Here is a 24,076-nt window from a genome sequence, read left to right as displayed (position 1 = left end):
AAAGATATTAACTATTCATATAAAAATATATAACTAATATCAGTTAATTCATATACTTATATAAATTAGTTAATCAAAATAGTTAACACTTTAAATCTGATAAAAACTACTCTTTATCATCTGGCAATGGTTTTGCACCGCTCTCTTTTGTCACTCTAGCATCTGGCTTGGCAAGGTTTGTCAGCATCGTTTCCCAATCAGATATTTGGCTGTGCGCATCATTTTCTGTCAGTCCATATGTCGCTTGAATTTTGCCAGATAATGCTTCACGTTGACCATTAATCACATCCAGATCGTCGTCTGTCAACTTGCCCCACTGCTCTTTCACATTGCCTTTCAGCTGCTTCCAGTTGCCTTCAATTTGATCCCAAATCATATCGGTTCCTTTTTTTATAAGTTAACTCAATATTTGAGTCATTTAAATGGTTAAGTTAACTGATTAATCCAACAGAATACTAATTAAATAGTGCTAAATAAATGAACATTCATTAGCACTATTTAAATTTGGACTATTATTTTGCTTTAAGGTGCGTATCGTTTTTAACGGATGTAACGCCTTTTACGCCACGCGCCACTTCAGCTGCTTTTGCAATATCCGCTTGTGAGTTAACAAAACCGCTTAATTGCACCACGCCTTTAAATGTTTCTACATTGATTTCTGAAGATTTTAGTGTTGGCTCATTTAAAACAGCGGCTTTTACTTTTGTCGTAATCAAGCTGTCGTCAATATATTCGCCAGTGCTTTCTTTTTTGGCGGTGCCAGCACAAGCCACCAATGTTGCCAAAGCGGCTATTGTTAAAATACTAGAGATCGTTTTAACGTTTTTCATACATTACTCCATTAAATTTAGGGTTAAGGTTTAGCTTCAAAATTGCCATAATGCATGATGAATATATTTTAAAAAATGCTCTGTGCGATAACGCACGCAAACGGCTAATTTTTTCTGATAGATTGCGTGTAGATTAGCGATATATCAAACATTAGATAATAAAAAATATCGATTAAATAATATTAAATAAATAATATTAAAACTAACAAAAATTAGAACAAAATCACTGGGGAAAGTTAGGGGTTATTGGTGAAAATTCAAACAAACATTCTGAATAAATTATTAACAGCTAAATCGGTAACAACTAAATTAGTTATAGCCCTCTCTACAATATTGATTGTGGGCTGTTCGTCTATCCCACTAATCACGCCAGATATGGCAATGCAATCACCACGCAAGGTTAAGCTGGAAGGCGCGCAAGGCAGTTTAAGCAATGCCCAAAGCAAGGCCATATTAGCCAGACTTAAAAGGAATGGCGAAGATACTAATATTTTCGACAGGCATTTGGCGCTGGAATCGGAGATTGTTGGCAGCCCACTGATTATTGGCAATAAAGTAGAACTACTGATCGATGGTCCGGCTACTTATAAAGCGATGATTTCGGCCATTGAAAACGCTAAAGACCATATCAATATGGAAACTTATATTATTGAGGATGACGAGATCGGTCAAAAATTCTCTAATCTGTTTATCCAAAAACAACAAAGTGGCGTGCAGGTCAATTTGATCTATGACAGTGTTGGCAGTAGTAGCACGCCTAAAGATTTCTTCAAAAAACTAACTGATGCTGGCGTAAACGTGCTGGAATACAACCCGATTAACCCATTAGATACACGAAAAGGCTGGGATGTGAATCAGCGTGATCATCGCAAATTATTAATTGTAGATGGCGAAACTGCGTTTGTTGGCGGCATTAATATCAGCAGCGTGTATTCCAGCGGTTCCTTTGGTGGTGGTTATTCTGGCAACTCAAAAAGCAAACCTAAAAAAACCCATGAAAAAATAAAAGCTGAAGACGCAAACTCTATTCATTCAAATATTGGCAACCCAAACCTTGGCCCTGTTTTAGTCAATAATCCGCCGCATGCGCCAGTGGTTTCAGAGATTGAAGGCACACCTTGGCGCGATACGCATATGCAAATGACAGGCCCAGTGGTGGCGGAATTTCAAAAGTTATATTTTGATACTTGGAAGGCGCAAAAAGGCCGTGAGTTAGCGCAAAAAAATTACTATCCCACGTTAACCAATCAAGGCAATGAAATCGTGCGCGCGATTGGTAGCACGCCAGATGAGCCTTATAGCCAAATTTACTCAACGCTGATTTCGGCGATTAACAGTGCAGAAACGCAAGTTTTTTTAACCAATGCTTATTTTGTGCCAGACCCACAACTGCTGGCTGCGCTGAAAGAAGCCGTTGCGCGTGGTGTAGATGTGCGACTTTTATTGCCAGAGAAAACGGATTCTAGTTTGGTTTTTCATGCGTCACGCTCGTTTTACGATGAATTGCTGAGTGCTGGCGTCAAAATATACGAGAGAGAAGGCGCAATGTTACATGCCAAAACGGCGGAAATCGATGGCGTTTGGGCAACCATTGGCTCTACCAATTTAGATTGGCGCAGCTTTGTAAATAATCAGGAAATCAATGCCGTGATGTTGGGTCTAGATTTTGCTGGGAAAATGCAGCAAATGTTTGAGAAAGATTTAACTGAATCCAAACAAATCACATTAGAAGATTGGCGTAAACGCTCTGTTAGTTTTAGATTAAAAGAACAGGCTGCGCGTTTATGGGCAAGATTTTTATAACGCAAGATTTATAATCTTAAGAGTAGGTTCAATTAAAAAGGCTTAAACGAAAATTAAAGATGAAATTATTAAAGAATGTTTTACTGATATGCAGCCTTATTTTGGGCTTTAATCAAGCGATTGCAGCAGGAACTGCGAACGCTGAAAATAATGCAAAGGCATTGAAGGCAAAATATACAGAGTTAGCTAACCAGCTGAATAATAATCAATTTAAGCGCCCGCTTTATCTGAATTCAGCAGAATCATCGGATAATCTAAAAGGTGAGATTTACGCGGTGGTTAACCACCCTTTTGCTAAGGTAAATACCGCGCTGAACAACTCTGCACATTGGTGTGATGTGTTGATATTGCACCTTAATATTAAATATTGCCAAGCAGCTAACGACAAAAATGGCACGATTTTAAATGTTAACTTGGGCAAGAAATATGATCAGCCGTTAGAAGATACAACTCGCGTAGCGTTTAATTATCGCGAAATGAATAGCGCTGCTGATTACTTCGCCATTCAACTCAATGCTGAAAAAGGCCCTTTGGGTACGTCTAATTACCGCATTTGGATCGAATCTATTCCACTTAAAGATGGGCAAACTTTTCTGCATTTTACTTACACTTATTCCTTCGGTTTAAGCGGGCGTCTTGCGATGAAAACCTATTTAGCGACGATTGGCCGAGATAAAGTGGGCTTTACCACAACAGATAAACACACAAATGCGCAGCCAGATTATATTCAAGGCGTAAGAGGCGTAGTTGAACGTAATACCATGCGTTATTATTTGGCGATTGATGCATATTTAGCCGCGCAGAATGCAGCACCAGATAATCAGCTGGAAAAAAGTCTACAGCTTTGGTATACCAGCAACGAGAGCTACGCGCGCCAATTGCATGAAGTAGAACAAGAAGAATATATGACGATGAAGCGCAAAGAATATAAGCGCCAGCAAACGACGCTATGATATAAAAAACTAATTTATTCAGTTATTTATATGGTTAACCTAATAGATTAGTTTAATAAAAAAGCTAATGAATCACTACGCCCCAAGGCAATTTCCCTACTTGAATTTCACTTAACACTTTGTTTTCTGCCGTATCAATCACCGAAACGCTATTGCTACGGCCATTCGCCACATAAAGCTTTTTGCCATCAGGCGTTAGCGCCATATTCCATGGGCGCTGCCCGACAGGAATAGTCGTAATCACAGTGCTATTTGCAGCATCAATCACGCTGATATTGTGATCGCCACCATTGCTTACATATACACGACTACCATCTTGCGACACTTTCACACCATTCGAGCGTAATCCAACCTTAATGCGGTGCAATACTTTCCAATCACCAACTGAAACCACTTCCACTAAATTAGCAGCTTCATTAGCGATATAAGCTAGCTTGCCATCGGGTGAAAAGCCAATGCCGCGCGGATGTTTAGTGGCCTTAATCAAATGCACGGACGTATGCGTTTGCACATCAATCACGTCCACATCGCCACTTTCTTCATTACTTGCCAACAGCCACTTACCTTCTGGTGAGTAAACACAGTGTTCTGGGTTACGGCCTTGCGTTTTCGCTGTATGCACTAATTTTGCGGTAGCTAAATCTACAAATGAAACGGCATTCTCTTCTTCTAAACAAGCTGCAAGTGTGCTGCCATCAGGCGAAACATCAATCCCTTCGGGCTCATCGCCCACTTTAACTAAACCGATTTGCTTGCCTTCTTTAATATCCACAATGGCAACTGCATTTTTATCGCGTACCACTACGTATAATTTTGTGCCTTCAGGATTAAGCGCCACCGCTTGGATTTGTTTTCCAAACGTGCCTTTTTTAGGTAGTGTGCCAACCACTTTATCTGTCGCTGTATCAATCACCGATACTTTGCCATCTTTTTCGTTAGGCACATAGGCGAAAGGTTCTGCAAAAGCATTGGCGGCGATAAAAAGCGTAGACAATAAGGTGGAAACTAAAATGGAATGTGACACTTGCATGATATTAAAACCCCTAACAAAACCAATTAAATAAATTTAGACTTAACTCTATGGACTTAACCTATTAATTTGATTAAAAAATCCATTTGAATATCTAAAGTTGCTTTGAGTATTCTTTTTTGAATGTCTAAATGATTGTAAGGCTGGTTGATATAACTGAAAACCTACCGTTAACTTCTAATAAATCAGTCAACACAATAACTTCGTCACTGCTTATTTGGTACGCATAAGGTCACGAATCAATACGGGATTTTTTCCTGCATTAATAAGGAAGATATGAAATTTATGGCACAGAAGGCGATGCGATAAATTGTCCGAAGGCACGGCTTTCTTTACCTGTTGGAATATGTTTTATCACTTGGTTGGTCGTAACATCAATCACCGTCAATTCGTTATCCATCCAGCTGGCGACATAAACACGGTCATGTACCATGTCATAACTAATGCCTTCAGGCGTGCCGCCCACTTTAATAGTGGCAATCACCTTTTGCGTTTTAGTATCGATGACTGATACCGTATCTGATTGCGTATTGGTGACATAAATGCGACTGCCATCGCCGTTACTAGTCGCACAATAAGGATGATTGCCGACTGGAATGGTGGCAATCACCACATCGCGATGCACATCGATGACTGAAACAGAATTGCTTTCAACATTCACCACATAAAGCAGCTTGCCATCGCCCGATAACACCATACCAAACGGATGTTTTCCCACTGCGATTTTGTGGATGATTTGCATGGTTTTAGTATCAATCACGCCCACATCATTACTATCGCGATTCGCCACGTATAAACTTACACCATCGCGACTTAACACCATGCCTGCCGGTGCTTTGCCCATTGCAATCGCATGCGTCTGTGCGTAGGTTTTGGTATCTATTACCAATACTTGATCATGAAACCAATCCGCAACAAAAAGCTGGCTGCCACTTTTATTAAGCACTAAACCAACTGGCGCAATGGTTAGCTTGATTTCGTGTATTACTTGGTTGGTCAACATATCCAACACAGAAACAGAACGGCTTTCTACATTCGAGATATACACGCGGTTTTGCCTAGGATCTATCGCCACTCCGACTGGCGCAGTGCCAACCTTAACAGTTGAAATCGATTGATTTGTAGCTAAATCGACCACTGAAACTGTGTGCTCGCCTTGATTGGTCACATAGGCAAAAGGTGTAGAAAATGCAATTGGTGCGTACAACAAAAGAACACTATTAATTATTGCTAAACATTTTTTCATTTTTCGGAAGTAACTCAAATTCGCTGGAAATTTTTGAATGAAAAGCTGGAATAGTAAGAGATGAAAATCCATTCAAGCAGATTCTAAAATTCATTATAGCTACGAAATAGTCGTTAGGTATTCTGCAAAATACGTTCAAGCGATTAAGGGAGTTTTTCCTACTTAATATAGTGAGTTTTACGATTGTTTGTCACTGGCATATCAAGCATTTTGTATGATTCATTATTGAGCCTAGAATAATCTGTGAAAGTTACCCCCAACTTTGTTGATAACAAACAACATCAACAAAATATCATCATTGAATTAATCGGCGTTTTACTGGCATTTGTGGTGTCATACGCCCTATCAAGTTTTTTTAATGTGTCGGATCACTTTTACGAATGGGCACAACAATACGAAAAAACCAGCGACATCGATGAGCTGATCTTTGCATTATTGGGCTTTTTATTGGCGTTAATGTGGTTTGCAAAACGCCGCATCAATGAATCGCGCAAACTGATTTTGTACAACCACTCCTTGTTGCAGCGTTTACTACAAATTCAAGAAGATGAACGCAAAAGCATTGCACAGCATTTGCATGATGATTTGGGGCAATACTTAAACGCCATTAAAGCGCATACCAGCTTGCTGATAGATGATGCTAATAACGATGCTGCGCTTTTTGCAGCGCAACGCATTAGCAGCAGTGCCGACCACGCTTACAACACGACTAGACGCATGATGCACAGTTTGCGGCCAGTGGCTTTAGATGAGTTAGGTTTATCTGCCGCGATTGAGCACATGATAGACACTTGGAAAGTTAACGCGAATAGCAGCTTGAATAGTCATGAAAAAATTGATGTTAATACACAAAAAAATACAGAATATCGATTAGAAATTACTGGCGATATTGACGGCTTACCAGAAAATACCAACATCGCTATTTTTAGAATTGTGCAAGAAGCGCTCACCAATATTGCCAAACACGCACAAGCCACTTTAATACAAGTGGTGATTAAAAATGCCGATACGATATTGAATATTACCGTGCAAGATAATGGCATTGGATTTGACGTTAACCAAAAAACCACCGATAACCACAAGCAAGCTTGTTATGGCCTGTTGGGTATCGCAGAAAGGGTTGAAGCATTAGCTGGCACGTTGCATATAGTCAGCATTCCAGCACAAGGCACTGCGATTGCAGTAGAAATTAAACAGCTAACATTAAATAAATAAAAACATACTGTTAATAAACTAATTTAATCTAATACATTAATTCTATCGGTCTTTAATCTAATATTTATCACATATAAATAAGTAAGTTAATAAGAATTTAGTCGAAAACATTCGGGATAAAATCCCAACGTTTTTTCGTCCCATTTCCTAGGATGAAATTTAGCTAATGACGTACATTAATACCTAGTTATCTCCAAAGTTAACTAGTAGCCCTCAAAAGTTACACCCCCTTGAAAACCACGCAGTTTCGACTGTGTGGCTTTTTTTTGCTTTTATAAACTGAATAATTGATTATTTCGTAAAATAAAAGGGTTAACTTTTATTAGTTAACCCTATTAAATGCCCTGCTTTTTAACGAACTCTCAAAATCTGTAATGCGTAATTAACTATCAATCAAGCCGTGTCTAATGGCTAATCGCACCATTTCTATCGGGCTAGAAACGCCGAGTTTTTGCTTAATCATGGTGTAGTAATTAGCCACTGTTTTTTGGCTGATTTTGAGCATTTCTGCTACTTCCTCTACTTTCCGACCTTCGGCCAACAATCTGAAAATCTCAAATTCGCGTGATGAAAGTTGATGCAAGGGATCGTCATCGCCCATCAATGTTTGCAAAGCCACTTTTTGTGCAATCTCTGCACTCAAAAACGTTTTGCCACGCGCCACTTCGGTGATGGCGGCTAATAGATCTTCTGCCACGCCCGTTTTGGTCACATAGCCACGCACGCCCGCTTTTAGCGCTTGCGAAGCAAAAGAAACCGCTTCATGCATAGAAAATATAATGATTTTGGCGGTGGTATAACGCTGCAAAATGCGTTTGGCGGCTTCCAATCCGCCCATGCCTGGCATGGAAAGATCCATCACCACAATATCTGGCAAAAATTCGCCAAATAATTGATACGCCTGTTCGCCAGATTCTGCCTCAGCAACTACTTCCAGGCCTTTATTCAATTCTAATAATCGGCGCAAGCCAGAGCGTACCACTGCGTGGTCATCCGCCAAAATAATTCTAGTCGTACTCATATGCAATCACTTTATTCGGTTGAATATCTTGTTTCGGCAACCTGTTTTGTTTAGGGAGTAACACGGTTATTTTTGTACCATGACCAATATTGGTATCAATCGTCATGCTGCCAAATAAGCCTTGTACGCGTTCTTTCATGCCGGCCAAACCGTAACCGTTGCTGCTTTTAGTCGCATCGAATCCCACTCCATCATCTTCAATTTCCATGTAAACATTTTTTTTATCTTGCGTTACATGGATGGTTAATCGGTGCGCTTTGGCGTGTTTACTCACGTTGGTCAAACATTCTTGCATCACGCGATAAGCGGTAATCGCAACGGATTCATCCACCACGCCTAACTCGCTGCTGATATTTTGATTGAGCGTGATATTTCTATTGCGTTGGCGCCAGCTGTGAATCAACTCTGCCAATGCTAAACCAAGCCCTAATTCATCCAACACGCGTGGACGCAGACGTTGTAATAAATCATGAATAGTTGTCATCATTTGACGCGTAATGCTGCTAATGGCGCCAGCGCTCTCTTTTGCAGTCGCCATTTTTTTTGCGCCCAAAATCGCGCTGGCATCCACATGAATCGCGGTTAAATATTGGCCAATCTCATCATGAATATCCTGCGCCAAACTTTTACGTTCATCCTCTTGTAAACGAATAATTTGCTGCGTTAGACGGTGATTATTTTGCGTGCTGGATTGCAAGGTATCGGCCATGGAGTTGAATTTTTGCCCGATGCCTTGCAATTCAATCTGCTTGAAATTGGGTAAACGGCTATTAAACTGACCTTGTTCAATTTGCGTTAAAGCCTCTAAAATCTGCTTAACGGGTTTAAAGGTATAGCGCACCGCAATATAAGCCAGCAAATTCATTAACACAAAAAACACGCCAACTAATATCAGCAAGCCAATCGTGTCTTCCCACACCTCAATAATCTCGTAACTAGGGTCTGGTGTGACAACTAAATCGCCTAAAAAACGGCCGTTCAGTAAAATGCTTTTACGCCGCTCTTCTGTGCCAATACTGGATAAATCCATCGCCTTAATAAACCAGGCTGGCGGTAATTTTTTAACATGCTTTTCACGGGCATCAAGGTTAGTTTCGCGCAGCCGGCCATTGGCATCATAAAAATCAATTCTTAAGTGTCTGATGTCGCCTAAATTTCCCAATCTAAATATGGATGTTTTGCCACTAGAGTAACGGTTCAGCCAACCATAATCCGAGGTGTAATGCAAAATCTCAGCATCCAGTAAGTGCAAGACCAAATTAGCAGTTGAATTGACTTCTGCGCGAACATCTTCTCTGGCATTTTCGATGACGAAATAAGCACTCATGCCCAATAAAAATATGAGCAGGCTAGTGATAATTAGGTTGAGTTTTAACTGTAGGCTCATAAAACTGGAAAGATTAACGGTAACTTTGTTTGCATTGAGTAATATGCCTGAATGATATAGATTCTTACACATTTAAGAGCGGGAAAAATTCCCGTTGGCGCTTTGATGATGGATTTTATTGTGCGTTTTAAGGCTCAAATAATTGATTGTTTTTTATGGTTAACTCTAAGAATATCAATCTAAAAAACATAACCGCCTTGTGATGGTTGATGATGTAAGCTTTTTATCTCACATCATCTAGTCTTTTAGTGTTGATTAAAATTGTAATTCACACCTTAATATCAGCAATATTTAGTTACAAAGTTGGTACAGATTTTTTTAGATTAAGTCTTTACGCAAAACATCCTTATTAATATCGTCCAAAGTTTTGCATCCTGTCAGCGCCATCGCGATTTCTAGCTCTTCACGCAATAAACGGATCAAATGCGCAACGCCTAATGCACCAGCGGTCGCCAAGGCATGAATATAAGGACGACCAATCATCACTGCAGTTGCGCCAAGTGCGCGTGCTTTAACAATATCCGTACCGCGCCGAATACCGCCATCGACCAAGATTGGCACTGCGCCATTCACTGCATTTACAACGCCAGAAAGCGCAGAAAGTGTTGCTGGCACAGTATCTAAAACACGGCCACCATGATTAGATACCACAATACCTGCAGCGCCAGCTTCAACTGCTCGACGTGCATCATCAGGATGCAGAATGCCTTTCAGCAAAATTGGCAAATTAGTTTGGTTAACTAGCCATTGAATATCTGCCCAAACGGGTGCTAACGTCATCAATCCATCAAATATCACACTCATGCCGTCTTGCAATAATGGCAATGTGATGGGCGTAACATTCACTTGTGCGGCATCTGCTGACACTGCAAAACCTGCACGCTGCTCACGATTACGCGCGCCAGATATGGGCGCATCAATGGCCAACACTAAAGCGCGATAACCTGCAGATTCAGCACGTTTGACTAAATTCAGCGTAGCTTCGCGACTGCCCTGCCAATAAAGCTGAAACCATAATGGCCCTTGCGCATTTTCTGCGAGTTTCTCCAATGAGATGGATGCTTGTGTTGAAACGATTGCAACACCACCCATCACACCGGCCGCAAGCACACTAGCCGATTCACCTTCTGCATGAAAGACGCGTTGGGTTGCCACTGGCGCCAGAATAATCGGATGTGCAAGCGTATCGCCAAAAAGTGTGCAGCGTGTATTTCCATCACGCACATCAGCCAATGCGCGCGGCCATAATTCCAACGTTTTCCAAGCTTTTTCGTTCGCTGTAAGTGTTAACTCGTCCGCCGCGCCGCCTTGTAAATACGCCCAAGCGGCGTCGTTAATATAATCGCGCGCATATCGCTCATAATCTGCGGCACTGACGATATCTGATGGAATCGCATCTAAGGGAGTTAACTTACTTTTGTCTATATTGTTTGATGCTGTATTTGTAATAAGCGACATCAGCTATTCCATTGTCTTAAAAGATTATGGTAATGCCCTGTTAATGTCACGATTTCTTCTGTATTGCCAATTTGACCGCGCAATTTCAACAGCGTCATATCCAAATCAAACAACATACTGCGTTGCCACGCATCACGCACCAAACTTTGCACCCAAAGAAAAGATGCGACACGCTCACCTGCGCTAATCGGCTCAACTCTGTGTAGGCTAGATGCCGGATAGATAATTGCATCACCCGCCGGCAACTTAACCTCATGGCTGCCGTAAGTATCTTCAATAATCAGCTCGCCACCTTGGTAATCTTCTGGCTCAGATAAAAATACCGTTACCGAAATATCAGTACGCAAACGTTCGCCATTTCGTCTATCGGTTTGCACCGCATTATCAACATGATTGCTGTAAGTATCGCCACCAGCATATCGATTAAACATAGGCGGCAATATGCGCTGTGGTAACGTCGCAGAAACAAATAACGGATGCCGCTCAAGCGCTGAAATGATTGACTGTGAAAGTGCAGGATATTCGGCAGATTCAGTTGAAAACTGAACGTTACGTTTTGCCTCAGCCGCAAGCGGGCCTGCGGTTGCCGCGCCATCTACCCACGAACCAGCATCAAGCGTGCGCCGTAACGTTGCAACTTGCGCTTTAGTTAACACATCAGGAACATGTAAAAGCATAAATATCCTGTAAACAAAAAATTTAACTATTAATATTAGGCTTAAAACTAATATAAACCTTTCAAAAGGAAAAAGCCCGCCAGCAAACACTGACGGGCGTTTAGCTTAACGCAACTTATTTAAAACACAAACTCTGCTGTCATCATTGCAGAACGTGGCGTACCTAAACGCACACGACCACCACCATTATTCAACGTTTCAACATATTCTTTGTCAAATAAATTGTACACATTGAGGCGCAAGTTTAAGTTTTTATTCACAGCGTAGGCTACCATCGCATCTGCTACAACATAAGATTCGAGATTTGGTGTATTAGTTAATGCAGGGTTATCTGTTGTCACTAATCGTTTTTGCTCGCCCATATAACGTGCACCACCACCTATAGTAAAGCCATTAAATTGATATTGTGTCCAAAGCGTTGCACTATAATCTGGCGTCCAACGTACGGCCGTAGTCTCAAGACCAGCACTGCTTTGTTGGTCTAATGCTTTGGCGTTTAACTTAGTCACGCCCGCTGATAACTGCCAGTATTCGGTTAACTGCCCAACTGCAAGCAACTCAACACCAGTAACACGTGTTTTACCAATTTGTTGCGGTTGAAGTAGATCATTAAATGAAGTTTGTTTATCATTTTCCGTGCGGAAAACTGCGGCCGTTACATTTAATTGGTTATTTAATAAATCCCATTTCGTACCAACTTCGATATTGTCAGTTTTTTGTGGGTCAAGTGCACCGTTATTTTGGTTATTGGCGGTAGATACCAAAGCAAAGTTCGCACTGCCTGGTGGTGTATATGACGTGGCATATGACGCGTAAATACTACCGTTAGTTGCAGGTTTAAATAATAGGCCAGTTTTCCAGCTTAATAAGTCATCAGAAGCACTACCGCCTGAAGGGGCGATTGAACCAGCAGCGTAACCAGGAAATGTTGCTGAGTTAGCAGCAGTCACAATGGTGCCTGCGCTGGTTCTAGTGTTGTAATGCTCATAACGCAAACCAGCATTTACTTGCCATTTATCGGTTAAATCAACCGTATCAAAAGCATAGATTGCCGCTGTTGTGGTTTTACCATCTGTCGTTAAACCTGGAATAGCATAGGGTACACCCAACAAATCATTTTCATTCGGATTATATAAGTTTGCATTAGGGTTACTAATTGCAGTGTAAGCTACGCCGTTAACCGTTTGTGTAGTTGTACCGAAGCCTTTGCTTTTTTGGTTTTCATACATAAATTCAAGACCACCAACCAATGAGTTTTTAAAGCCACCAATATCAAAGGTGCTATTTACACTAGTCTGGTTAACTAAAATTTCATCATCACGGTCAATACGCTGGCGCGAACGGTTAACAGTCCATGTTGCTGGATTAGCAGTCGTTGCAACTAAGCCTGTCCCTCCAGTATTTAAGCCAGTAGTAACGCGATCAATACTCGTTTTGCCATAACGAGTGATATTACGAATAGTCGTGTTTACATTTAAATCATGCTCAAACTTGGCGGTAATCATATCCGCATCGACTTTTTCATAGTCATTATCGCTACCATAGAAATTCTCACGATCTACTTTGCGACCAGCATTTAAGCTTACATTAGTATTGAAGAATCCTTTCCGACCGATGGTTGGAATACCGCCATCAGGTGTATTGTCTTGACGAACGTGCTGCGAATAAAGATAAAAACGCGTTTGAGTGCCTAGACCAAAAGCAATAGAAGGCGCAATCGAGAAGTTTTGATTATCTACTTCATCACGCTTGTCTACATTACCATCAGAAACCAACGCATTTAAACGCACGGCAGTTGTATCGCCAATCGCTTCATTTAAATCAATCGTCGCACGTTTTTTGTCAGCAGTGCCATAACCAACTGTTGCATAATTTTTGCCAGTTAAGCTTGGCAATTTGCTGATTAAATTAATGTAGCCGCCAGCTGCGCCACGACCAATATCTGCACCGGCTGGGCCTTTAACCACTTCGATTTGCTCTAAGTTGTATACATCGCGTGAAACTGCGCCAAGATCGCGAAGACCATCGACAAACAATTGATTTGACGCATTAAAGCCACGCATAGAGAAAGTATCACCCGCAGAAGTATTACCGTTTTCGCCTAATTGAACGGTGATACCTGGCGTGTTACGTAGCGCATCTTGCAAAGAAAAAACGCCTTGTTCGCGCAATAATTCTTTCTTAATCACTTGAACGGTTTGCGTGGTATCAATCAATGGTTTAGTAAACTTCTGGCTAGCGGACACATCCGCTTTAAATGGCACCTCTTTTTGAGATTTAACACTAATCTCTGGTAACTCTGACACTTCATCCGCTGCATTTGCATAAGGAGCGCTGGCAGCGATTGAAAAAGTGGCAGCAACCATTGCAGCGATGCGGGTTGGGTTGTGCTTGCAACTACGGATATGACTCATGGTTCTTTCCTCTATTTTAAAAAATATCTGGCTGGCTAGAGGATGAACCGTTGGCTGGCTTGACTTGGTTTGTTAATACTTAGTTTGCTAAAGCTATCTTTCTTAAATTACTTTCTCAATTAATTTTTTGACTATTTTTTAGTGTTAACTTGTGAAGAAAAACTTTTAATAATTCCTCAAAATATTTATGCATACAAATATTTAAGTACACAAATTTTATTCGCTGGTTTTATCCATCAATATCTGCTGAAAAGTTAAAATAAAATGTAAAAAGCATCGCTGCGATTCGTCCATTCAATTTCGATGTAAACTCAGCTATTAGATGATTAGCTGGCGATTTCCATCAATGTCGGGCCGTTTATTGAAGCACGTTAACCAATAAACTATCTCGCACATGTAAATCGGTGTAAATTTTTCAAAAGTTATGTAAATTCAGGAGTTAATGATAACCGTTCTCATTTATAATTGCAACTCTTATGTATGATCTGCTTTAAGTTATTGCAAGACGCATAATGTTAAGAAATTGTTTAATTAGCGCTTTTTAAAATTGATTAATAGATTGAATGGCTTGAAAAATAGAATGAACAGATATTTACTAATAATTGCGCTGGCACACTTGAGTACTTCTGCCTTTGCGGAGGAGTCTATTTGGTACAAAGATGGCGATCCGCTTAAAACGCAGCTCTACACTTTACCCAAAATTCCTGATGGCTATAGAGAACCAAACTCCCCTTGCGGGTCGGCGGATTTAAACCAGCCGATTACGTTGGCTGAAGTGGCCGATACTAGTCTTTGCAATAACCCGCAAACCAATGAAGTTTGGGCAAGTGCACGCGTGCAAGCGGCGCAGTTGGGCATTGCAAAATCAGCTTATTTACCTTCTTTAACTGCAAATCTTTCTACTGGATTCAGCGTGTCACATCCTGAATCTAGTTCGCGCAGCAATCCGAATATGAATTTGGGTGCTAACTTAGCCGCTAGTTATCTTTTGTACGATTTTGGCAACCGAAATGCTAACTTGGAAAATGCGCGTCAATTATTACTTTCTGCCAGCGCCAGCCAAAGCAGCGCGGTACAAAGTGTATTGTTAACGGCAACCGTATCTTATTATCAAGTGCAAGCGAACATTGCCGCACTGGATGCCGCGCGCGAAGCTGAATATGCCAGTGAAGAAGCTTACAAAGCTGCCGATGCCAGATATAGAGCAGGTGTTTCAACGCCTGCCGATAAGCTGCAAGCACAAACCGCTTATGCGCAATTGACGCTAACGCGCATTACCAGCGAAGGTAATTTGCAAATCGCTTACGGTAATTTGGTTAATGTAATGGGCTTGCCAGCGAATCAGAAAATCGTGTTGGTCGCCAATACTAGTAATCCACCCGCAAATATATTAGAAGATGTGAATAGCTTGATTGAACAAGCCGGCACACGCCGCCCAGATTTAGTCGCCAGTGAAGCGCAAGTGAAAGCAGCTCAAGCGAATGTAGATGCCAATAAAGCTGCGGCTAAACCAACGATTTCCATTTCAACTTCTAATAGTCTGCAAGATGGTTCGCAATTAAATTACAGCAATAATTCAACTTTAGGCTTAACCGTGTCTATTCCGTTGTTTGCTGGCTACGCCCCAACCTATCGCATTCGCGCAGCAGAGGCGACTGCCGATTTACGTGCCGCGCAGCGTGACCGTTTACGTTTGCAAATATCATTAGATGTATGGACGGCTTATCAAAGTTTGCGTACGGCACTTGAATCGGTCACCGCGACTGAAATATTAGTAAATAGCGCTGAACAATCTTACCGCGTGGCTTTGGGCCGTTATAAAGCAGGCGTTGGTAATATTATCGATACCTTAACAGCACAAAGCGCGCTTGCCAGTGCGCGCCAACAGAAGATTCAAGCGGCACTCAATTCAAACATTGCGCGCGCGACTTTGGCGCAAGCGATGGGTGCTTTGGATAATGCCATGATTCAATCTTTACCTAATTCCAGCACGCTTTCTACTAATTAATAGACTTACTTAACACTATGAAATCACTCAAAAAAATCCTTGTATTCATTATATTAGCGGCGATTGCATACGGCGCTTTTTACTATTATGAAAAAACGCATCAGCCAAAACCAGAAGATCTATACCGATTAGACGAAATCACACAGGGCGATATTGAGCAAACGGTTTCTGCCAATGGCACGTTGAATCCTGTGAGTTTAATCAGCGTGGGTACACAGATTTCTGGCATTGTCAGAAAGTTATATGTGGATTTTAACGATACCGTTAAAAAAGATCAGGTATTGCTTGAGTTAGATAGCGCGCTGTCTTCAGCCGCAATTACGCAATCGCAAAGTAGCGTGCGCAGCAACCAAGCCTCTGTTGAATTGGCGACTGCCAATGAAAAACGGATTCGCGAATTATATGCACAAGAATTCGTTTCAAAACAAGAGTTAGACACCGCTGTACAGGTGCTTAAATCTGCCAAAGCGCAATTAGAGAGCGCACGCGGATTATTAACGCGCGATCAAACCAATTTAAACTTTACGATTATTCGTTCACCCGTTTCTGGCACGGTGGTGAATCGCGTGGTGGATGTTGGCCAAACGGTTGCGGCAAGTTTTCAAACGCCAACGTTGATTCAAATTGCGCAAGATTTGGCAAAAATGCAGATTGATACCAGCTTTGCGGAAGCAGATATCGGTAAGATTAAAGATGGTCAAAAGGTTAAGTTCAATGTCGATGCTTTCCCTAACCGCAACTTTGAAGGCGTGGTTAAACAAGTGCGTTTAAACTCAACCAATACCTCAAATGTGGTGACTTACAATGTGGTGGTTTCTGTAGACAATAGCGATTTAACTTTACTGCCAGGTATGACGGCTTACGTAAATATTGCGGTAGCAAATGCGCAGCAATCACTGATGGTGCCAAATGCTGCCTTGCGTTACAAACCAAAAGTAAATGAAGAAGCCGCTATCAGCGATGATAAAGGCACTGCAACTGGTGATAAGAGCAAAGAAATGGGTAAAGGTGCTGAAAGAAAAAGGAATGGCGGCGGCAGAAACGGCAAAAAACCTGAAGACTTAACTGCTAGCAAAATCTATATCCTGAAAGATGGCAAACCAACCATGGTGAGAATCCATGTTGGCATCACAGATGGTCGATTTACCGCAATTACTGGGCGTGATTTGAGTGCGGGTGACAAAGTGATTGTGAGCGATTTACAAGTAGATGGTAAACCTCAAGCTGGCGGCAATGCACCGCGCGGCCCAAGAATGTTCTAGGTTAATCTTTTTATGCAAAACAAAAAAAAACTGCAAGACCTTAATGCCCCGCAAAAAAGCGTTATTGAAGTAAGCGGGTTATTTAAAGCTTATCAAACAGCGGCTGGACCTTTCCCAGTACTAAAAGATGTGAATCTGCGCATTGATAATGGCGATTATGTTGCCATTATGGGGCCATCTGGCTCAGGAAAATCCACCTTTATGAATATTCTTGGTTGCTTAGATAAACCAACTAAGGGTAAATACGTGTTAGATGGTTATGCAGTTGCCAATATGGAAGAAAACGCAGTGGCGAGGGTGCGTAACCAAACCATCGGCTTTGTGTTTCAGGGCTTTAATCTATTAGCCCGTTCAAGCTTATTAGATAACGTTGCTCTGCCCTTGGTCTATTCCGGCATCGATAAAGCCGAACGTCATGCACGCGCCAAAGTATTATTAGAAAAAGTGGGTTTGGGTAAACATATTAACTCTCGTCCTAATCAAATCTCTGGTGGTCAGCAACAACGTGTCGCCATTGCGCGTGCGCTTGTTAATAATCCACGCCTGATTCTTGCAGATGAGCCGACAGGTAACTTAGACAGCGTGACCAGTGAAGAGATTATGGCGCTATTTGGTCAGTTAAATAAAGAAGGTATTACCATTGTGTTAGTGACGCATGAAACAGACATTGCCGAACATGCCAAACGCCAAGTGCGTTTTTTGGATGGAGAGATAGTGCAAGATACGCTGACAAATGGTCACGTATCAACTAATAACGAATTAAGCGAGGCAATCTGATGTTTAGCGCAATGTTAGGTGAGGCATGGCACGCCATGGGCGCAAACCGTTTGCGTACTTTTTTAACCATGTTGGGCATGGTGATCGGCGTAAGCGCGGTTGTGTTAATGATGGCAATTGGCCAAGGTGCGGAAGCTTCAGTGAAACGCTCTATCAGTGCGATGGGTAGCAATCTATTCGTTGTTTTATCTGGCCCGCCAAGAGTTGCTGGTGCCAGATCAGCCACAGGCAATGCGCCTTCGCTGAATGTTAAGGATGCCAATGCGATTGCAGAGTTAGAAGATGTAGTTGGCGTTGCGCCGGTGACAATGGGTAAATCGCAGATTGTGTATGGCAGCAATAACTGGAACACAGATATTATCGGCACGACACCTAGTTATTTAGACGTGCGCTCTTGGAATTTATCATCTGGTTATGCATTTTCAGATTCAGATATCCGCTCTGCTACGCGCGTTGCATTAATAGGTAAAACAGTCGCACAAAATATCTTTGGCGAAGATATCGATCCAGTAGGTAAAACCATTCGCATTAACCAAAGCCCTTTTGTGATTTTGGGCGTGTTAGAAAGCAAAGGTCAAACATTAGATGGGCGTGACCAAGATGACACTATCATCGTGCCGCTAACTACCGCGCAACGTAAGCTATTTGGCAACCAATTGCCAGGAAGTGTGCGGCAGATTATGGTGCAAGCGGGGTCAGATAAAGTGATGACAATGCTGGAAGAATCCATGAATGGTTTGCTGAATCAGCGTCACAATATACGTGAAGGTGCAGACAGCGACTTTTCTGTGCGCAATCTAACGGCTATTGCCAACTCAGCAGCTGAAACTGCCCGCACTATGTCATTATTGTTGGGTGCGATTGCTTCTGTTTCGTTGCTGGTTGGTGGCATCGGCATCATGAATATCATGCTTGTTTCGGTGACAGAGCGCACACGTGAAATTGGCATTCGCATGGCGATTGGCGCACGTCAACGCGATATTCTGCTGCAATTTCTATTAGAGGCTATCATGATCTCAATCGTCGGTTGCCTTATCGGCATTGCGATTGGCGTGGGTGGCGCGGTGTTGGTCAGCATATTTACGCAGGCAGAAATCATTATCTCAAGTAATTCCGTGATTATTGCTTTCAGCGTTGCAGCTACTATTGGCGTATTCTTTGGCTTCTACCCTGCCCGCAAGGCCGCGATGCTTAACCCGATTGAAGCACTAAGATATCAATAAAAATCTTAACGAGTATTTTTAAGTGAGTGTATTTTTGAGCAATAAAAAAGCCGCGCTAAATAAATAGCGCGGCTTTTTTTGATTGAATCAATACTTCAAATTTTCTGTCGTCTTTTCTTTCGCCAAATACTCAGAAACCACCTTTTCAGCAAACTGCTGTATCTGTACAGGTGTTTGTTTTGTACCATCATTCAATTTTTCAGCATATTCAAACGCGTTGATATATAGCCCTTCTTTATCTACAGCGCCACGTAAGTTAATATGCTTGTCTACTTGGCTTAAGTTAGTCCACTGCTTGCGCACTTCACGCCAGAATGGCTCAGTGTTTTTAACATAAGTATCGCCCAAAGAAAAATCATAGCCTTGAATACGCTCATAGCGATCAAAGCCCATCTCGCGCGCAATCACTGGTATTGCTGCAGGTTTTGCATTTTTATCCAGCACCACTTTGTTATTTTGCTGCTCGTGTACCCAGCCAGTTGGCAAAATAATAAGGCGATTATTGCCCAGCAATAGTTGGTAGTCATTACGCACCGTGTATTCACGACGAGGCAAAGGACGCCAGGTATCTGTGCTATTCCAGCTAGAAAAATTACCGAAATGCTGCCACTTTGCCACGCCACCATAGCGCGGTGAATCATCCACCTGATACACAGTTTGCGACCAAGAACTCGGCTGATCTATTGCGTTGACGGGCGTTGTCACCCACGAGTTATATCCAGTGTAAACCAGTACTTGTTTAGGTTGATATTGCCAATCTTGCCGCCAATGTTTAGTCACCATCGGTGCATTTTTTGAGCCATCTTTATTGACGGTTTGCATGACTAAAACATGTTGTAGCGAAATAAAATCTTTTTTATCTTCAACCACATAGACTTTTTCAGTGGCCCAGCTTTGATAAGGAGATTTCGGTTGGTAATTGTCTGTAAAGCCTGCTACTTCAATAAAGTCGAAGCTGACTTTATATTCTCCAACCATGGCTAGAATCGCTCTTCTGTCTCGTTCTATAGCACTAATATTTGCTTCTTGCAGTTTCAACCACTCTAGGCTAGGTGATGTATCCAAAGTAACAGGCACACCTTTAGATTGACCGCCGCGCGGTTTTAGATGGCTATTTTCTGAGAAATTCCAAGTAAAGGTATATTGTTTTTCAACAGATGCTTGATGACCATTGTTACCTGTAATTTCATCAGACTGTGCCAACGCAATGACGGCTGTAAAACTTAAGGCCATTACTACACATAAAATTCTAGGTTTAATCATACGCACTCTTAATAGATGAATTGCTAAAATTGATATTTAAAATTTATATAGGTATTGCGATTTTGCTGAGTGTGATGCTCTAATTTTCTAAAAATTCCCGCTCACCGCTAATTCAAAACGGGAATTTAATGCTAGTTAGACTAATAGACTCAAACACATCCGTCATAGGAGCTGTATTGGCTTGATTAATTCACTGCTTGATATATATTTTTGTATTGTTTTTTAACAAAGCTGGCGCAGTATCGTACAGCTTGATTATTGTCATTTAAACTAAATTCAATTGAGTCACTGATTTCTAGTTTCTAGCTAGTTTTACACCATAAATTTAAGTGATTATTTTGATTTGGCATAACTAAAATTTAGATACTGCTATTTCATCAGGTGAAATAGCAGTATCTGTAAACAACATTAGCTGTCAGTTAAACTAACTTAACCACGCCCTTCATCATAAAAGCATGGCCTGGGAAAGAACAGTAAAATTCAAAAGCATCTTTAGCATTCAACTTACTCACCGCAAACTTAGTACTAGCGGTTTCACCACCACCAATAATTGTAGTAGCCGCAATCACACGCGCATCGCTAGCTTTAACATAATCGCTAGGCAAACCAGCTTTGCTACCATCGGCTAACACACCAGCTTTGTCAGCTTCTTTACTAATCACCAAATTATGACCCATCACATTTTTAGGCAATTTACCCACGTGTTTAAGGTTAATGGTAAATTCTTTGCAAGTTTTGCTTACATCAATACTTTTGGTGCTAAAAGCCATTGCGTCTGTTGCATCAACCGTAATTTCACAAGCCGCAGCCGCTTGTGCTTGTGATGTTGCAAGCAAAATACTCGCAGAAACAGCAAATAAAACAACTGAAGTACTCAATATTTTTTGTGTGGTCATAAATCATTCCTTTAAATTAATAAAATTTAGCTGGCTGAGATATCTGAAAACAAATAGCTGGCTGAGTTAAAAGTCGTAAAAATTAATATTTCCAGGTGAGCGTTGCTAAACCATTCAATGGCGCTGCATAAAAAGCTTGCCCTGCAAACGCATACCTTAAGCTGGATAGATATTTTTCATCCGTCACATTGTATAAATTAACCGCTGCGTTCCAATGGTCATCGACTTTATAGTTCGCCATTAAATTCAACGTTGCATAGCTGTCTTGGTCATAGCGTACAGTGCCAATATCCACATACGTATCGCTTTGCCAATTCAAACTGGCGCCCACTTTCAGATTTTGAATAAACGGTACGCTATAAACAGTTGTCACATGCGCAAGATGTCTTGGCACAAATGGGTTTACATTTTGATCTTGATCGCCTTTTATACTCATCAAACGCGTATAACCTGCATTGATATTTAAGTTGTCCGTAATTTCGCCCGACACATCAAACTCATAGCCTTTTGTAGTGGCTTCAATGCCCTCATAAATGGTTCTTGTACCTGTTGTTCCAACGGCCTGAGCTTGATTTTCTTGCTCGGTTCTAAATAATGCAAAAGAACTGTTTAACTTTTTGTTTAACCATTCACTTTTAACACCCGCCTCATAGTTTTTGCCTTTTAATGGCGCGAGCGGTCTGTTGCCAGCATTAGTTTCTACTTGAGGCCTGTAAATGCCCGTATAGCTAGCATACAAAGAGTGAATGTCATTCAAGTCATACACAGCGCCCACATAAGGCGTGAACTTGTTTTTCTCTTTTGCATCTTGCGGCGTGCCATAACTAGTGCCCTCTAAATCATAACGAAGCAGACTGCCGCCGACAGTCACTTTTAAATCATCTGTCGGGTTAAGTTTAGCCGCTGTGTAAATATTGGTGGTTGTGCTTTTGTAGTCTGATGATTTACTTTCAGGACCAAATGTCGGCTCTGGGAAATCGCCTATCGCATCAAAGCTACTAATATAGACATTGTTAATTAAGGGATCGTAAATAGTACTGCCTGTTCGCGAGTATTCTTTCATATACGTCTTGCTCCAAGTGGCACCTACTACCAACTCATGCTTGCGCCCCGCCAACTCAAAAGGTCCACTGGCATACACATCAGCGACATTGTCTTTAGTTGCAAAGTCGTAAACGTAAGGAAAACTTGCATATGTAATCAAACCCGTATTACGTTCTTCACTACCGTCAATATAATGATGGCGCCCTTTAGAGCTCACTTCTTTGTGCGTTAACTGCCCTTTAACTTTCCAATCATTACTAAAGTAATGCGTTAGCTCGACAAAGGAAATATTAGTGCCCACATCCCGATTACTCCAATCAGGCGCTGTTGAATCAGACACTTTGTAACGACGCTTGCTGCCATCTGAATATAGCAAAGGCAAGCTACCAAAGTTATTGCCATCAGAATCATTTTGCTGATAAGTGTGACCAATGGCTAGATTGGTACTACTCGACAAATCGGCTTCAATCACACCGTAGACCACGTTTCTTTCTGTGCTGTAACGGTCAAGATAGGAATTTCTTTCTTGATGTGCGGCAACTAAACGTCCACGCACGCTACCATCTGTGTTCAATGCACCAGAAACATCGGCATCTAAACGTCGGTTATCCCAAGAGCCTGCGGATAAATCAACTTTAGCTTGAAAGTCTTTTGTTGGACGTTTGCGCACGAAGTTAATGGCGGCAGAAGGATTACCCGTTCCGGTTAATAAACCATTGGCACCTCGCAATACTTCAACACGGTCATAAATCGCTATATCTAAATCGCCATAGTTCGTACCACTAAAGCTAATTGGCGTGGTAAGGCCGTCTATTTGAAAATTAGTAATGTTTAAGCCACGCGCGGTGTATTCGGTGCGGTCTGTTTCAAATTGTTCCACTTTAATACCCGTTGCGTAAGACAAAGCATCGTTCACTGACAGGATGCGGAAATCATCTAACTGTTGACGTGTAATCACTGAAATAGATTGCGGTGTATCACGGAATGAAGTGTCTAAACGCGTTGCAGACGCAGTAGATTTCACAGTGTAAGACTTTGTTTTTTCTGATGGCTGGCCTAGTTCTGAATTGGTAGAGACCACTTCCACTTCAGGCAGGACATCTTCTGCCATTGCAAGTTGTGACATAGCCGCAATAATGGCTGTAACGATGACTTTGCGGCTCGTAACTTTATAGAGTGCGATTTTGTCGCATTGAAAATTTTGCATTTAACTATTCCTGTAACCATAAATTTGTAAAATTGTTGGCTGGCTACAGGATGATTAATCGTTGGCTTGCTACATGTTTGAATCGCTTTTTTTGAGATAAAATTTTTGCGTGTTAACTCTTTTTTTAAGATAGCTTTTGAAGTCTTAAATGATCACTTTTGTTTTTTAATCGTGTAAAAATAGACAATCACGACAATTGGTATGATTAAACCAAGCAGTGAAATATCCTCGAGAAAATCGTCTTCTAATAGCGCGACAACTAAGCCAATGATAGTCAATAGACCTAATACGATTGGCCATAAAAAGATTTGTTTAAAGTTTTTAGTTTGCATAAATAAATGTGTAACCATAGATTGAAATCC

At 41.4% G+C, this 24,076-nt stretch carries 20 protein-coding genes; 7 read left to right on the top strand and 13 right to left on the bottom strand.

The window, feature by feature from the left end; all coding sequences use genetic code 11:
* Positions 1-106 precede the first annotated feature (106 nt).
* Positions 107-376 carry a CsbD family protein gene (locus METVE_RS0110015; protein ID WP_020168343.1) on the bottom strand — a complete coding sequence of 90 codons (270 nt, stop codon included), beginning with the start codon at positions 374-376 and terminating at the stop codon, positions 107-109.
* A gap of 136 nt (positions 377-512) precedes the next feature.
* Positions 513-830, bottom strand: coding sequence for a BON domain-containing protein (locus METVE_RS0110010; RefSeq protein ID WP_020168342.1), 318 nt, complete (start codon positions 828-830; stop codon positions 513-515).
* 246 nt (positions 831-1,076) lie between these two features.
* Here METVE_RS0110010 and METVE_RS0110005 point away from each other — a divergent pair, with 246 nt between their 5' ends.
* The gene (locus METVE_RS0110005; protein ID WP_020168341.1) at positions 1,077-2,633 is read left to right on the top strand and encodes a phospholipase D-like domain-containing protein; all 1,557 of its coding nucleotides are present in this window, start codon (positions 1,077-1,079) and stop codon (positions 2,631-2,633) included.
* Positions 2,634-2,692: 59 nt separating this feature from the next.
* On the top strand, positions 2,693-3,586 hold the full coding sequence (locus tag METVE_RS0110000) for a hypothetical protein (protein WP_020168340.1): 894 nt from the start codon (positions 2,693-2,695) through the stop codon (positions 3,584-3,586).
* A gap of 64 nt (positions 3,587-3,650) precedes the next feature.
* On the opposite strand, the gene METVE_RS0109995 is transcribed toward METVE_RS0110000, so the two are convergent.
* Positions 3,651-4,616, bottom strand: a complete 966-nt coding sequence (locus tag METVE_RS0109995) for a beta-propeller fold lactonase family protein (protein WP_020168339.1) — start codon at positions 4,614-4,616, stop codon at positions 3,651-3,653.
* Between the two features lie 283 nt (positions 4,617-4,899).
* Entirely contained in the window at positions 4,900-5,862 is a 963-nt protein-coding gene (locus tag METVE_RS0109990; RefSeq protein ID WP_020168338.1) for a YVTN family beta-propeller repeat protein, read from the bottom strand.
* 243 nt (positions 5,863-6,105) lie between these two features.
* On the opposite strand from METVE_RS0109990, the gene METVE_RS0109985 reads away from it, so the two are divergent.
* Positions 6,106-7,077 carry a sensor histidine kinase gene (locus METVE_RS0109985; RefSeq protein WP_020168337.1) on the top strand — a complete coding sequence of 324 codons (972 nt, stop codon included), beginning with the start codon at positions 6,106-6,108 and terminating at the stop codon, positions 7,075-7,077.
* Between the two features lie 382 nt (positions 7,078-7,459).
* Here METVE_RS0109985 and METVE_RS12960 read toward each other — a convergent pair whose 3' ends face one another.
* The 5 genes from METVE_RS12960 to METVE_RS0109960 all read right to left on the bottom strand — a co-directional run bounded on the left by METVE_RS12960 (position 7,460) and on the right by METVE_RS0109960 (position 14,034).
* On the bottom strand, positions 7,460-8,098 hold the full coding sequence (locus METVE_RS12960) for a response regulator (protein ID WP_020168336.1): 639 nt from the start codon (positions 8,096-8,098) through the stop codon (positions 7,460-7,462).
* Positions 8,085-9,485, bottom strand: a complete 1,401-nt coding sequence (locus METVE_RS0109975) for an ATP-binding protein (RefSeq protein WP_020168335.1) — start codon at positions 9,483-9,485, stop codon at positions 8,085-8,087. The genes METVE_RS12960 and METVE_RS0109975 overlap by 14 nt, the downstream gene beginning before the upstream one ends.
* A gap of 318 nt (positions 9,486-9,803) precedes the next feature.
* The gene (locus tag METVE_RS0109970; protein ID WP_020168334.1) at positions 9,804-10,943 is read right to left on the bottom strand and encodes an alpha-hydroxy acid oxidase; all 1,140 of its coding nucleotides are present in this window, start codon (positions 10,941-10,943) and stop codon (positions 9,804-9,806) included.
* Positions 10,943-11,620 (bottom strand): Fe2+-dependent dioxygenase, encoded by a 678-nt coding sequence (locus tag METVE_RS0109965; RefSeq protein WP_020168333.1) that lies wholly within the window; start codon positions 11,618-11,620, stop codon positions 10,943-10,945. The genes METVE_RS0109970 and METVE_RS0109965 overlap by 1 nt, the downstream gene beginning before the upstream one ends.
* A 119-nt stretch (positions 11,621-11,739) precedes the next feature.
* Positions 11,740-14,034, bottom strand: coding sequence for a catecholate siderophore receptor Fiu (locus tag METVE_RS0109960; RefSeq protein WP_020168332.1), 2,295 nt, complete (start codon positions 14,032-14,034; stop codon positions 11,740-11,742).
* Positions 14,035-14,614: 580 nt separating this feature from the next.
* Here METVE_RS0109960 and METVE_RS0109955 point away from each other — a divergent pair.
* Genes METVE_RS0109955 through METVE_RS0109940 form a run of 4 tightly spaced genes read left to right on the top strand, consistent with a single transcriptional unit; the run spans position 14,615 to position 19,304 of the window.
* Complete coding sequence (locus tag METVE_RS0109955) at positions 14,615-16,042, top strand: TolC family protein (RefSeq protein ID WP_020168331.1); 1,428 nt, start codon at positions 14,615-14,617, stop codon at positions 16,040-16,042.
* A 17-nt stretch (positions 16,043-16,059) separates the two neighbouring features.
* A complete protein-coding gene (locus tag METVE_RS0109950) occupies positions 16,060-17,304 on the top strand; it encodes an efflux RND transporter periplasmic adaptor subunit (RefSeq protein ID WP_020168330.1) in 1,245 nt (414 codons plus the stop codon).
* Positions 17,305-17,316: 12 nt separating this feature from the next.
* Positions 17,317-18,081 (top strand): ABC transporter ATP-binding protein, encoded by a 765-nt coding sequence (locus METVE_RS0109945; protein WP_020168329.1) that lies wholly within the window; start codon positions 17,317-17,319, stop codon positions 18,079-18,081.
* On the top strand, positions 18,081-19,304 hold the full coding sequence (locus METVE_RS0109940) for an ABC transporter permease (protein WP_020168328.1): 1,224 nt from the start codon (positions 18,081-18,083) through the stop codon (positions 19,302-19,304). The genes METVE_RS0109945 and METVE_RS0109940 overlap by 1 nt, the downstream gene beginning before the upstream one ends.
* Positions 19,305-19,391: 87 nt before the next feature.
* Here METVE_RS0109940 and METVE_RS0109935 read toward each other — a convergent pair whose 3' ends face one another.
* From METVE_RS0109935 to METVE_RS0109920, 4 genes are all read right to left on the bottom strand, one after another.
* The gene (locus tag METVE_RS0109935) at positions 19,392-20,567 is read right to left on the bottom strand and encodes a DUF6607 family protein (protein ID WP_232415304.1); all 1,176 of its coding nucleotides are present in this window, start codon (positions 20,565-20,567) and stop codon (positions 19,392-19,394) included.
* 419 nt (positions 20,568-20,986) lie between these two features.
* Positions 20,987-21,463, bottom strand: coding sequence for an azurin (azu, locus tag METVE_RS0109930; protein ID WP_020168326.1), 477 nt, complete (start codon positions 21,461-21,463; stop codon positions 20,987-20,989).
* A gap of 82 nt (positions 21,464-21,545) precedes the next feature.
* On the bottom strand, positions 21,546-23,714 hold the full coding sequence (locus METVE_RS0109925) for a TonB-dependent siderophore receptor (protein ID WP_020168325.1): 2,169 nt from the start codon (positions 23,712-23,714) through the stop codon (positions 21,546-21,548).
* A 152-nt stretch (positions 23,715-23,866) separates the two neighbouring features.
* Entirely contained in the window at positions 23,867-24,064 is a 198-nt protein-coding gene (locus tag METVE_RS0109920) for a hypothetical protein (RefSeq protein WP_020168324.1), read from the bottom strand.
* Positions 24,065-24,076: the final 12 nt, after the last annotated feature.

The organism is Methylotenera versatilis 79 (assembly GCF_000384375.1).
GTDB classification, from domain to species: Bacteria; Pseudomonadota; Gammaproteobacteria; order Burkholderiales; family Methylophilaceae; genus Methylotenera_A; species Methylotenera_A versatilis_B.
Note: the sequence above shows the minus strand (reverse complement) of the source record. Positions and strands in the feature narration are given on the sequence as shown.